This is a genomic window from Vibrio sp. R12-SW3-ISO1, assembly GCF_059834005.1.
The window spans coordinates 202638-215311 of record NZ_JCBDGK010000015.1; the positions used below are offsets into that span (position 1 = coordinate 202638).

The 12674-nt window shown below is 49.0% G+C and carries 11 protein-coding genes and 1 tRNA gene; 11 read left to right on the plus strand and 1 reads right to left on the minus strand.

The window, feature by feature from the left end; all coding sequences use genetic code 11:
* Positions 1-5 precede the first annotated feature (5 nt).
* The 7 genes from AC6R0R_RS04610 to AC6R0R_RS04640 all read left to right on the plus strand — a co-directional run bounded on the left by AC6R0R_RS04610 (position 6) and on the right by AC6R0R_RS04640 (position 6717).
* A complete protein-coding gene (locus AC6R0R_RS04610) occupies positions 6-449 on the plus strand; it encodes an ExbD/TolR family protein (RefSeq protein ID WP_487902661.1) in 444 nt (147 codons plus the stop codon).
* A gap of 13 nt (positions 450-462) precedes the next feature.
* A complete protein-coding gene (tolA, locus tag AC6R0R_RS04615; protein WP_487902660.1) occupies positions 463-1551 on the plus strand; it encodes a cell envelope integrity protein TolA in 1089 nt (362 codons plus the stop codon).
* Positions 1552-1578: 27 nt separating this feature from the next.
* The gene (gene tolB / locus AC6R0R_RS04620) at positions 1579-2931 is read left to right on the plus strand and encodes a Tol-Pal system beta propeller repeat protein TolB (RefSeq protein WP_500625849.1); all 1353 of its coding nucleotides are present in this window, start codon (positions 1579-1581) and stop codon (positions 2929-2931) included.
* A gap of 32 nt (positions 2932-2963) precedes the next feature.
* Positions 2964-3503, plus strand: coding sequence for a peptidoglycan-associated lipoprotein Pal (gene pal / locus AC6R0R_RS04625; RefSeq protein WP_334550954.1), 540 nt, complete (start codon positions 2964-2966; stop codon positions 3501-3503).
* A gap of 15 nt (positions 3504-3518) precedes the next feature.
* Complete coding sequence (gene ybgF / locus AC6R0R_RS04630) at positions 3519-4292, plus strand: tol-pal system protein YbgF (protein ID WP_500625850.1); 774 nt, start codon at positions 3519-3521, stop codon at positions 4290-4292.
* A 199-nt stretch (positions 4293-4491) separates the two neighbouring features.
* Positions 4492-5553: a quinolinate synthase NadA gene (nadA, locus tag AC6R0R_RS04635; RefSeq protein ID WP_500625851.1), complete on the plus strand. Its 1062-nt coding sequence runs from the start codon at positions 4492-4494 to the stop codon at positions 5551-5553.
* Between the two features lie 129 nt (positions 5554-5682).
* A complete protein-coding gene (locus AC6R0R_RS04640) occupies positions 5683-6717 on the plus strand; it encodes an ion channel (protein WP_500625852.1) in 1035 nt (344 codons plus the stop codon).
* Positions 6718-6759: 42 nt separating this feature from the next.
* Here AC6R0R_RS04640 and AC6R0R_RS04645 read toward each other — a convergent pair whose 3' ends face one another.
* Positions 6760-7329, minus strand: a complete 570-nt coding sequence (locus tag AC6R0R_RS04645; RefSeq protein ID WP_500625853.1) for a UPF0149 family protein — start codon at positions 7327-7329, stop codon at positions 6760-6762.
* A gap of 125 nt (positions 7330-7454) precedes the next feature.
* On the opposite strand from AC6R0R_RS04645, the gene AC6R0R_RS04650 reads away from it, so the two are divergent.
* The 4 genes from AC6R0R_RS04650 to AC6R0R_RS04665 all read left to right on the plus strand — a co-directional run bounded on the left by AC6R0R_RS04650 (position 7455) and on the right by AC6R0R_RS04665 (position 12615).
* The gene (locus AC6R0R_RS04650) at positions 7455-9881 is read left to right on the plus strand and encodes a hybrid sensor histidine kinase/response regulator (RefSeq protein WP_500625854.1); all 2427 of its coding nucleotides are present in this window, start codon (positions 7455-7457) and stop codon (positions 9879-9881) included.
* Between the two features lie 254 nt (positions 9882-10135).
* Positions 10136-10585, plus strand: coding sequence for an L-alanine exporter AlaE (locus AC6R0R_RS04655; RefSeq protein WP_500625855.1), 450 nt, complete (start codon positions 10136-10138; stop codon positions 10583-10585).
* Between the two features lie 145 nt (positions 10586-10730).
* Positions 10731-10818, plus strand: a tRNA-Ser gene (locus AC6R0R_RS04660).
* 93 nt (positions 10819-10911) lie between these two features.
* Complete coding sequence (locus AC6R0R_RS04665) at positions 10912-12615, plus strand: DUF6538 domain-containing protein (RefSeq protein ID WP_394626656.1); 1704 nt, start codon at positions 10912-10914, stop codon at positions 12613-12615.
* Positions 12616-12674 lie beyond the last annotated feature (59 nt).

Here is a 12674-nt window from a genome sequence, read left to right on the forward strand (position 1 = left end):
GCGCGATGGCAGGCTATCAACCGAAAAAGCGTAAGATGACCGCAGAGATCAACGTCGTGCCCTACATTGACGTGATGTTGGTACTGCTGATCATCTTTATGGTGACTTCACCGTTTGTGACGCAAGGGGTCGATGTCGAGTTACCTAAGACCTCCACCGCCAAACCTGCCTCAGAAATGGCGGGAGACAGCGACGCGAGCTTCATCATTGTCGAAATCGACAGAGATGGAAACTTGGGGCTAAGTGTCAACGACGAAGACGTGGTGCGCGGCTTATCACTGCAAGACATTATCGTGCGAGTTAAAGCGGAGCTCTCGCTTAAGCCAGACTCACCGGTTGCGGTGGGCGGCGACGCGGCCACCCCTTATGCCGAAGTTGTCTTGGTGCTGGATGAGCTCAGCCGCGCGGGCATTCCTAAAGTCGGCCTCCTGACAGACATCAAAGAGTAAGTGCTCCTAATCTATGAAAGAAAAGAAGTCTCTATTTCGTGAATACAAAAAGCCCATACTGATTTCAGTTGGGCTTCATGCGGCTTTGGTGGTGGCACTGATTTGGGGAACGGATTTCACCATGTCGACGCCAAAACCAACGGGCCAGCTCGTGCAAGCGGTGGTCATAGACCCCAGTGCGGTGCGCGCGCAAGCACAGCAAATTCGCAGCCAGCGTGAAGAGGCCGCGAAAAAAGAGCAAGAGCGTCTCGATAAGCTGCGCCGAGAAAGTGAAAAGCTTGAGCAGAACCGTAAAGCGGAAGAAGAGCGCATTCGCAAGCTAAAAGAGCAGCAAGCGCAAGAAGCCAAAGCGGCGCGCGAAGCAGAAAAACGCCGTGTTGAGAAAGAAAAGCAGCGCGAAGCGGAAGAGCAGCGCGTAGCCAAACTTGAGGCGGAGCGCAAAGCGAAAGAAGAAGCGGTGAAGAAAGCAGAGCAAGAACGCTTAGCCAAAGAGGCGGCGATTGCTAAAGCAGAACAAGAGCGTGTCGCTCGTGAGAAAGCCGCGCAAGAGGCGCAAGAAAAGGCGCGTCGTGAACGTGAAGCGGCGGAAAAAGCGGAACAAGAACGCATAGCGAAACAAGAAGCAGCGAAGAAGGCTGAGCAAGAGCGGATTGAAAAAGAGCGTGCAGCCAAAGAAGCCGCAGAAAAAGCGCGTCAAGAGCAGGAGCGTTTGCAGCGACTGGAACGTGAGCGCAAAGAGCAAGAGGCGGCGCTTAACGATATCTTCGCTGGCCTGGAGTCAGAGTCACAGAGTAACAGCAGTGCGCGTTCACGCCATGTAGCCAGTGAAGCGGACCGCTACGGAGCGATTTACACCCAGCTGATCCAGCAGAATTTATTGCTTGAGGACAGTTTTCGGGGAAAGTCTTGTTTGGTTAACCTGCGCTTGATACCCACTGGATCGGGCGCGATTGTTGGTAATTTGAGCGTTCGAGAGGGTGATAGCCGTTTGTGCGCCGCGACCAAGAGTGCGGTCGCCAAAGTCGGCACCTTTCCGCTACCAACCGATCAAGACATAGTGAACAAGTTAAAAGACATCAACTTACGAGTAATTCCTGAGTAATTCAGGATTGAGTAAAAGGAAATGCTTGTGTTAAAGCGATTAGTATTAGGATGGGTGCTCACCACTATGAGCCTGTTTCAAGTGGCCAACGCGGCCTTGGAACTTGTTATTACCGACGGTATTGATTCTGCGCGTCCCATCGCGATTGTGCCTTTCCAATGGGAAGGGGCAGGTAAGTTACCTGAAGATGTATCGAATGTGATTGCATCTGACTTGCAGCGCAGCGGTAAATTTAGCCCAGTTGCCACCAGTAAAATGCCACAAACGCCGTACAACGAATCTGACGTCAACTTTGATGCTTGGACGAGCATCGGCGTGGATGCTCTCGTCACCGGTAGCATTAGCCAAAATGCGGAAGGCAATTACGTGATTAACTACCAGCTAGTGGATGTGGTTCGTGGTCAGTTGACACAAGGGCAGAGCAAAGCGCTCAGCGACGATGGTCAACTGGTTCTATCAAAAGATCACGTGCTGTTTAACAAGCGTGCCACCGTGCCGGGCGATCGCATGCGTGAGTACGCGCACCGCATTGCCGACCTTGTCTACCAAGAGCTAACCGGTGAACGCGGCGCCTTTCTGACCCGTATTGCCTATGTGGTTGTCAATGACAAAGAGACGTTCCCTTATCAGCTTCGCGTCGCCGATTATGATGGCTACAACGAGCGTTTAGTGCTGCGCTCTAAACAACCATTGATGTCACCAGCTTGGTCACCGGACGGTCAGCAGCTTGCCTATGTGAGCTTCCAAAACGGCCAAGCAGAAATCTACATCATGAACATTTACACCGGCAAGCGTGAAAAAGTGACCTCTTATCCGCGTCACAATGGGGCGCCACGATTCTCACCAGACGGCAGTAAGCTGGCTTTGGTGCTGTCAAAAACCGGTAACTTGCATGTGTATACTCTGGACCTAAACAGTCGCAAGTTAACTCAGGTGACGACGGGCCGCTCGAATAATACGGAGCCGTTTTGGCACCCAGATGGTAAATCTCTGATCTTTACCTCGGATCGGGGTGGAAAACCTCAGATTTATCAAGTAGATTTGGCAAACGGTTCATCCAGCCGAATCACTTGGCAAGGAAGTCAAAATTTAGGTGGACAAATCACGCCTGATGGTCGTTTTCTTGTGATGGTTAACCAAAGCAACACCGGTTTTAACCTTGCAAAACAAGACCTAGAAACAGGGGCGGTACAAATCCTAACGAAAACACTGCTCGATGAATCTCCGAGCATAGCGCCAAACGGTGGCATGGTGATTTATAGTTCGATCTATAACAAAGCCAATGTGCTGTCCATGGTCTCCATCGATGGGCGTTTTAAAGCGAGATTACCAGCGACAAACGGACGTGTTCGTGCACCTGCATGGTCACCATTTTTGTAGCAAGTAAATACCTAAAATAAGGAAAATCAACAATGCAACTTAATAAAGTGTTTAAGGGGCTTCTAATTGCGCTTCCTGTCCTTGCAGTTACAGCATGTAGCTCAAGCGACGACGCAGCTAACGCTTCTGGTTCTGAAACTAACCAATCAGTTCAAGGTTCAGCGAACGGTACAGATACCACTATGGTCTCTCCTATCGATCAAAACGCTCAACTGTCTGAGCAAGAACTAAAAGAGCAAGCGCTACGTGAAACGCAAACTATCTACTTTGCTTTCGACAATGCAACTATCGCAGCAGATTACGAAGAGATGCTAGCAGCACACGCGGCATACCTAAGCAAAGATCCTGCGCTTAAAGTGACTATCGAAGGCCATGCGGATGAGCGCGGTACGCCTGAGTACAACATTGCCCTAGGTGAGCGCCGTGCGGAAGCCGTAGCGAAATACCTACAAGCACTTGGTGTTCAAGCTGATCAAATCGCTATCGTAAGCTACGGTGAAGAGAAACCTCTTCTTCTTGGTCAGTCAGAAGATGTTTACGCTAAGAACCGCCGCGCTGTTCTAGTGTACTAATTCGAGGATTGCCTCATGTTCAGTAACTTAAAGCGAGCGTTTACGCTGACGTTACTGGCAAGTGCAGCGAGCTCTGTGCTCGCTGCACCAGCCCCAGTATCTGATCTCGCCAGTAGTGGCAACGGCGCTGCGTCGACATCCGCTGTGCGTAGTAACGAGTCAGACGTAGAGCGTCTTGAACGCTTATTAGAAAACCGCAACCGTGTGCAGCTACAAATGCAGCAGCAACTTGATGGTATGGCGCTAGAAATCAGCGACCTTCGCGGACAAATCGAAAAGAATAATTACGACATGCAGCAAATGCTGCAACGTCAACGTGAGCTGTTTATCGAACTCGATAAGCTGCGCGCTCAAGCCAGCGCCGCCCCTGCTGTGGTCCCTGTGGATGCCGCAGACAACCAGCCGACCGGCACCTTCAGCTCCGATGCGAGCGAGCAAGAAGCCTATCAAAACGCCGCCGATCTCGTGCTGAAAAAGCGCGATTACACCGGCGCTATCGCTGCATTTAAACAGTTCCAGCAAGACTACCCAGATTCTAGTTTTGCGCCTAATGCCCACTACTGGTTAGGACAGCTCTATTTCGCGAAGAAAGAAGACAAAGAAGCCGTGAAAAGCTTTGCCGCTGTGATTGCCTATCCAGAGTCCAACAAGCGCGCAGACGCGCTGCTCAAATTGGGTGACATTGCCAAGCGCAACAACAATGAAGCGCAGGCGAACAAGTACTACCAACAGGTGGTCGATGAGTACCCTACCAGCGCATCCGCCAATATGGCAAAGGAACGCATGTAGACTCAGTCTCGCTACGTGTCTCGTCGCCCTGGGGCAATACATCATCAACAAGAAGGAGCGCGTGTCGCTCCTTCTTCATTTTGGATTCGATAGCCTTTGTCTCTTACGCATAAGCAGCGGTTCTAAGGATGAGGTGGAATCTACAACACACTTGGGGTTACAATATTCGGACTACTGGAAGTTGCGTAGAGCAAGAGCAATGAGCCACATACTCGATAAAATTGAAACCGTTTACCCATTCCCTCCTAAGCCCGTTCCGCTGACGGATGCAGAAAAGCAGGCCCACGTGGCCAATATTAAAGCGCTGCTGAAAGAAAAAGACGCGGTACTGATTGCCCACTACTACACTGATCCTGAAATTCAGGCGTTGGCAGAAGAAACCGGCGGCTTCGTGGGTGATTCGCTTGAGATGGCGAAGTTTGGTAACCGTCACCCAGCCAGCACTTTGATCATTGCGGGCGTTCGCTTTATGGGTGAGTCTGCAAAAATCCTCACACCTGAAAAGCGCATCTTAATGCCAACCCTAGAGGCGGAATGCTCTCTCGATTTAGGCTGCCCAGCGGATAAGTTCAGTGAGTTCTGTGATGCGCACCCCGATCATACGGTGGTGGTGTACGCCAACACGTCTGCTGCGGTAAAAGCGCGCGCTGATTGGGTGGTGACGTCGAGTATTGCACTCGAAATCGTCGAGCACTTAGACGAGCAAGATAAGCCGATCATCTGGGGCCCAGATCGTCACTTAGGCTCTTACATTGCCAACAAAACAGGCGCAGATATGTTGCTTTGGCAAGGGGAGTGCGTGGTGCATGACGAATTCTCCGCAGATGCACTGCGTAAGATGAAAGCCGTCTACCCTGATGCGGCGATTTTGGTCCACCCGGAATCTCCTGCTAGTGTGGTCGAATTGGCCGATGCGGTTGGCTCGACCAGCCAGCTGATTAAAGCCGCTAAGGCTCTGCCGCATAAGCAGATGATCGTCGCGACGGATAAAGGCATCTTCTTCAAAATGCAGCAATTGGTGCCAGAGAAAGAGCTGATTGAAGCTCCAACCGCTGGTGCGGGTGCAACGTGTCGCAGCTGTGCACACTGCCCTTGGATGGCGATGAATGGCCTTAAAGCGATTGAAACGGCCCTGCGTGATGGCGGCAAAGAACACGAAATCTTTGTGGATGAAGTGCTACGAGTGAAATCACTCATCCCGCTCAACCGCATGCTTGATTTTGCGGAGCAGCTTAACCTGCAAGTGAAAGGCAACGCCTAATCTTTGATGCGTTAAACGCCTACTGAGAGAACCAGCCATTGTGTTAGCGCATTGGCTGGTTTTTTTCGTTGTAGGGATCCGCTAGTATGAAAGCCATAGACGCCAATATCACAACAGTAGAGACTCAGCATGACATTGTGGCTCACCTTTAGAAAGTGGATGATGACGCACTTGTTCAAACTCAGTGCACGCAATGTGCTGATTTTGTTTTTTCTCTACGTGTTGATTGCATGGATCTTACTTGATGCCAGTGGTGAGCAAGCACTTACACAAGATCTTTCAACCTATTTTTATTTTTTGATGGTGACCGCCTCGACCGTGGGTTATGGCGATCACTCACCGCAGACTGCCGCAGGAAAATGGGTTGTGATGTTGTTTGTCATCCCTGGTGGATTAACCTTGTTCGCGGCCTTAATTGGACGACTGGCGGGCAGTGCGGTGGACTATTGGCGAGCCGGTGTATTAGGAAAACGGAGAGTGGGTGTGGAGAATCATATAGTACTGTTGGGGTGGAACGGGCAGCGCACGATGCATTTGATTCGGATGCTACAGCATGAGGAAGCGGGCAAACGCCCGATTGTACTGTGTAGCCGCTCAGACATCGAAAACCCATTGCCTGGTGAGATTGGCTTTGTGCGAGTGACCAGTTATACCGACCAGCAAGAGATGGCGAAAGCCTCCATCACCGAGGCGAGCTGTATCGTGGTCGACAATCTAGAAGATGACATCACGCTCTCTGCGGCTCTCTACGCGGCGAACGTGAACCCCAAGGCCCATCTACTCGCGTACTTTAAAGATGAGGCGCTCAGCCAGCTTCTTAGCCAACACTGCCCGAATGCCGAGTGTATACCCGCAGTAGGCGCAGAAATGCTCGCCAAAGCGGCCGTTGACCCGGGCTCTAGCGCTTTGCATCAAGAGTTGCTTGCTTCGACGCGGGGTATGACGCAGTACTCCACCACGTTACCAACTGGCTTTATTCAGCGCGATATCGCGCCTATTTTTGATTACATGAAGCGAACTCAACAAGCGACATTGATCGCGATTGATGTTGGTGAGGGGATTGAGCTGAACCCGGATTTAGATCGGCAAGTCAAAGCGGGCGATAAGCTGTTCTATATTTCAGATGAACGAATCGAGTCGTTCCAGTGGCAAAAGTTGGATTAAAAAACGCGGCGTGATGCCGCGTTGTTCGTTTCCATTCAGGAATTAATCTTGCTCCGCCAACATTGAGCCACGCATGGTAAGGCCGCATAGCATGGTAGGTACGGCGTTGAAAATCTCTTCAAACTGCTCTAAACCCTCAATACCTTGATCGGCTAAGGTGGCGATGGAGGTCTCGGGATCGTACAACATGCTGATAGAAAGCAGTACCCCGCCCAATAGCGCATTATCTTCGCTCTCTTCTGGCATGATGGTTTCCCAATCATCGCGCGCGAGTTGCCAGCCTTGCAGTAAGCCTTCGCAGAAATCGCGAGTCGCTTCGTTGACGATCTCTTCTTCATCAATCTGACAGCTCTCTGGCCATTGCCATTCATTGTTTAACAGGGCAGGACGGTACTCATTCCACATCGCGATCACCGCTTCAATGTAGGACTCAAGCTGCTCACCATCGGAAAACGGAGCGACGTCTTCACCGCCCCATAAGAATGGAAGCCACTCTTCCGGTGCCAGCACGTTGGGAGCCGCGGCCATGGAAGTCACAAAACCGCGAGTTTTGTTTTCGTTAATAAGTCGGCCTTCTAGTTCTGGCAGAGCAAGGATCTCTTGTAGCGTCAAAATGGGTTCCATTGAGTGTTTGAGTTGTGATGGAGCAATGTTAACAGTCTCTTTCTGAGAGAAAAAGGTTGAACCCTAGTGATATCCGCTATAATTTTTTAGAAACAGTAAAAATTCAGACGTTTATGAAAATTCGTTCTTCCCTCAAGCGCAAAAGTAGTTATGCGCTGGCGCTCTATTTGGCGCTGGCGGTGACGCTCATTGGTACCGTCAGCTACTTGGTGGTTGAGCCACCGATACGCGATCAGTTGGAAGCGAATTTGGATCTGCGCACTGAGCTCCTGTCGGCGCAAATCGAAGAACCGATCAATAGCTCGCTGGGCATTTTGCAAAGCATTGTCGCCATCGGCAGCAACAACGAGCCGCAAGATCATCAAGAACGGATTTTGTACAAACTGTTTGAAACGCTGCAGGGCATCACTGTCAGTGGTGGACTGTGGCCGGCCTCGAACCAAGAGGGCGCTCAAGATACGCGTGAGACACAGCTCCAAAGCCTGTTTTTTACCCGAGCCAGTGATGGCCTGATAGATAGAATACGCTCATGGGATAACCCTGCTTTAGGGGGTTATCAGCAAGAACCATGGTTTATAGCGGCGGTGGAAAAGCCTGCCGGTTACGTCGCATGGTCTGAAGTCTATATTGACCCGTTCACCCACATTCAGATGATCACCGCTTCCTCGCCATACTATGTGGACGGGCGCTTTGCCGGTGTTGCGACCGTCGATATTTCATTATCCAGCTTGGTGAAATTTGTTCGCCAACATGCCGAGCAGTACGATCTCGGCGTCATCTTGCGCGATGCCTACGGGGACTTGGTGACCGAGCACAATTTTCAAGTCGTCAGAGGGATGTACATCAGTCGCTTCCAATTTGGTGAGTTTAATTGGAGCGTGGATGTCATCAACGCCAAGCGCCTCGTGACCGAACAAGTCTATGAAGTCGTCTACAAAGTGGAGGCGGGAATTGTCCCCATCATGCTGATCTGCGTACTGATTGGGTACTTTTTGATTAACCGCTACCTCATTTCTCCCATCGTCTATATCGCCAAAAAAGTGGACGATTCTCGCGAAGGTGGCGTGATAGACATTACCTACAACAGCCAAGATGAAATTCGCCACCTTATCGACACGTTTAACCAAAAGACCGTGTATCTCGATGCGGAAAAACGCAAGGCGCAGGCATCCACCGAAGCGAAAAGTGCATTTTTAGCCTCGCTATCTCACGAAATACGCACACCGATGAATGGCGTCTTAGGTACGGCGCAGATTCTACTCAAAACCGATTTAGATGATGAGCAGCGCAAACACATGAAAACCCTCTATGACTCTGGGGATCACATGATGACGCTGCTCAATGAAATCCTCGATTTCTCCAAAATTGAGCAAGGTCGTCTAGAGCTCTCCAATCATCCTTTCCCGCTTGAATCTATCATCGGCAGCGTAAACAGCGTCTACTACACCCTATGTAATGAAAAGGGCCTCAAGTTTACTGTGCACAGTGATGTACCGGATGGGCGTTGGTACTGCGCCGACAAAGCGCGTCTAAGGCAGATCCTATTTAACTTGCTCAATAACGCGGTGAAGTTTACATCTCGCGGCTACGTGGAAGTGCATTTGAGTGAACAAAAATGTGATGGAAAGAACTACCTCAACGTCGAGGTCAGAGACTCGGGAATCGGCATCGCCAAAGAAGCGCAAGGGAAGATTTTTAATCCTTTTGAGCAAGCAGAGTCTTCAACGACACGACGTTACGGTGGAACAGGGCTTGGTCTCTCAATCGTTAAACAGATTTGTGAACTGATGAACGGCGAAGTAAGCGTAACCAGTGAGGTCGGGATTGGCTCGAGTTTTCACATCAGCATCGAAATGGCCATAAGTGATATTCAACCTGTCGAAATGGCTCAGCGGCGCAAAGTGGACTACAAAGGGCTCAAGGCGTTGATTGTGGAAGACAACCGCACCAACTCCGTCATCATGAGCACGTTTTTGGCCAACAAAGGCTTTACGTGTGATTGTGTCGATAATGGTCAAAAAGCCATTGATGCGATTGGCTCAACGCACTATGACTTGGTGCTGATGGACAACCACATGCCCGTAATGGATGGGATCGAGTCCACCACGGCGATTCGAGCGCTACCCGATGGCCATGCCAGCACCTTGATTTTTGGCTGCACGGCCGACTTGTTCAAAGAGACACAAGACAGAATGTACGCCGCAGGTGTGGACGCTATTATCTCCAAACCCATCGATGAAACTGAGCTTGACGACACACTGTTCCAGTTTACTCATCGTCTGTACGGTTCAATGAGCGCAGTCATTTCAAACGAAGAAGAGTTAGAGAAAGCACTGGTGAGTCTGTTCGTAGCGATTGAAAATCAACAGTTTGAAGAAGCACTGAACTACGTTAAAGCGATTCAAGCAAGTGTCGACTCATCGAAAAGTGCCAACTTACGTCAAGCCATCGACAACCTTCACGGTGACATAGAAGCCAAGCGTACGCCAAGCCAAATCGATTTGGATACTCTCGCCGTTGAGGCGAGTCAAAACCTCTAGGATTGGCTGCCACATTCACCTCAACACCACCTGAATGTTCGTTTTGCTCAGAAAACACACAAAGGTCAAAAAGGCAGTGAAAAATGCTACCTTGCTCACACTATTTGGTGGGTTATTGACCAAGCTCACTTAAATTCGAGATCTAAAACTGCAAATTTACTGCTCTAATAGCGCCATCAACTGGGTGGTGTTTTTATCTTGGTTGTATGTGTTGTTGTTTGTGTGTTGTCTTAGTTTATTATTTGGTGAGTAAAATGAGGCCTAGAGCGCCGTTTTGTATTCGTCATGCCGCTGCAGATACCTTTGCAATGGTCGTGTTTTGCTTTATTTCTGGAATGATCATTGAGATCTTTATCTCTGGTATGACATTCGAGCAGTCTCTTGCGTCAAGAACGCTGTCTATTCCCGTCAACATCGCCATCGCATGGCCTTATGGCGTGTTTCGTGACTTTGTGTTGCGTCAAGGGCGACGACTATCGCCATCAGGTGCAATGAAAAGCGTCTCAGACTTGCTGGCTTACGTGCTGTTTCAATCCCCAGTCTATGCCGGCATTCTTCTGGCCGTGGGGGCATCCACCGAGCAGATCATGACGGCCGTTGCCTCGAACGCTGTCATCTCATGTGGTATGGGTGTGTTGTACGGCTATTTTCTCGACCTATGCCGCAAGTGGTTCCGCGTTCCGGGTTACTACCAACGCGCGTAATTGCATGAACCTTAACCACTTAACCCAATAAGTAGTCAAACAAACCCAATGACTTGGCTTTTTTTGGGAATGGGTCTTGACCTAAGGTAATAGAATCATTAAATTAGCGCCTCGTTGGTGAGCAACACCAACCACAATTTGATTCGGTGAGTTGTCCGAGTGGCTGAAGGAGCACGCCTGGAAAGTGTGTATACGGCAACGTATCGAGAGTTCGAATCTCTCACTCACCGCCACATTCTATAAGCCCTTGTAGTGTAAGAACTTCTTATAATACAGGGGTTTGGTGTTTTAATGTAAGCTGCCTACTGGTACAAAGAGTAGGTACAATGTCGAACATCATGGCAAGTCCTTATAAGCATCCCCAAACTGGTGTTTACTACTTTAGAATGGCTGTCCCAAAAAAGCTGGTTCCTATAATCGGTAAGACAGTCTTCAAGAAATCTCTTCAAACGAAAAACCTTTCTGAAGCAAAGCAGCGCTTTCCTCAGCATCTTGATGATGCGCTCAAGCAAATCGACTTCGCTAATTTAAAGCTATCTAATTCATCTGATATTGAGCTTAATGTCCGTGATTGCGCGATCATTGCCGAGCGTTGGTATCTACGTGTCAAAGATGAGGTTGATGGTAATGGTAACTATGATTGCTATCTTCGGTATGAATGGTATGGCGTTGAGGGCGATAAGCGTCTCCACGTATTCGGCTTGTCTGACACATTTGAGTTTAGTGGTCTAGATGCATCAAAAGCTACGGAAGTAGAATACCAAGAGCTTTTGGAAGGCTTGAAAGATTTCATTGAAGAACAGCTAAAAATAGAAGGTTTAGTTGTATGTGAGACAAGCGCTTCATATAGACGTTTGGTTTACGCTTTTTACGATTACGCCCGTCGAGTTGAGTCTCTCTGTTTGGCTCGTCACAAGCGAGACTTTGGGTATGAGCCAGTGACCACTCCAATCGCTAGTGAGTCCCTTTCAGTACTTAAGCCTGATAAGATACCGTCTAGGGCTTTGAAACCATCTCAGAACTCCATTTCGAGCCTATTGAAGCGTTACCTTGAGTCTGCATCTATTAATGGCAAAGCTTCTCAATCCTTGGCAGAGGTTGAGTCTCAGATAGAGCGTCTTATAGAGATAATAGGGGATCTAGACGTTGCTGATGTAACGAGAGGTCATATCTCAAAATACAAAGATACCCTGTTACAATTGCCTAAGTCTAAAGCCAAAGAGATTAGAAACAAATCAGTACCTGAGCAGCTTGAGCTTGTTAAAACAAAAGGGCTTGAAACAATCGCTCCTTCAACCGTTAAGACTATTCTCAGAAAGACTTCTCCTGTATTTGGCTATGCTGTTGAGCTTGGTTTGATAAACGTCAACCCATACAAAGGCGTAACACTTCCTAAAGTACAGAATAAGTCTGCGGTAGCTGAAGCTAAAGGGTTTACGCCTAGCGAGATCAATCAGTTATTTAAGCTAGATATATTCACTGATGTTACTGCTAGTAAGCCTTATGGCATGGCTTGTTATTGGGTGCCTCTTCTATGCAGATATACGGGTTCTCGGATTGAAGAAATGGTTCAACTTAGAAGTTCAGATATACAACGATCAGACGAAGGTATTCACTTTATTTATGTTCGTGAGGGTGAAGAGCAGAACGTAAAAAACGTTAAGTCAGTTCGACAAGTGCCGATTCATGATCATCTCATTGATTTAGGTTTTTTGGATTATGTGGCGTCCTGTGGAGAGTTTCTATTCCCTGAGCACAAGCCAAACAAACACGGTAAAAGGTCTGGTGCTATTGGTAAGTGGTGGAGTAAACAGGTCAAGAGGTTAGGCATAACCAAGCAGCCATCACACTCGTTTAGGCACTCTTTGAGAACAGCTTTGCGTGGTCTAGGAGTAGTTGATTCTGTTAGTGATGCTATCACTGGTCACGCTCCGGCTAATATCGGAGCAGCATACGGTACGGTTGATATGAAGGCTAAGAAGAAAGCAATAGACTGTTTGCCTAGGCTGGCTGTCCCACGTCTTTGGTAGTTTTTCGTTAATGTCTTTACACTGTTGTGTACACCTAAAGTCTCCCCACTGTACACACG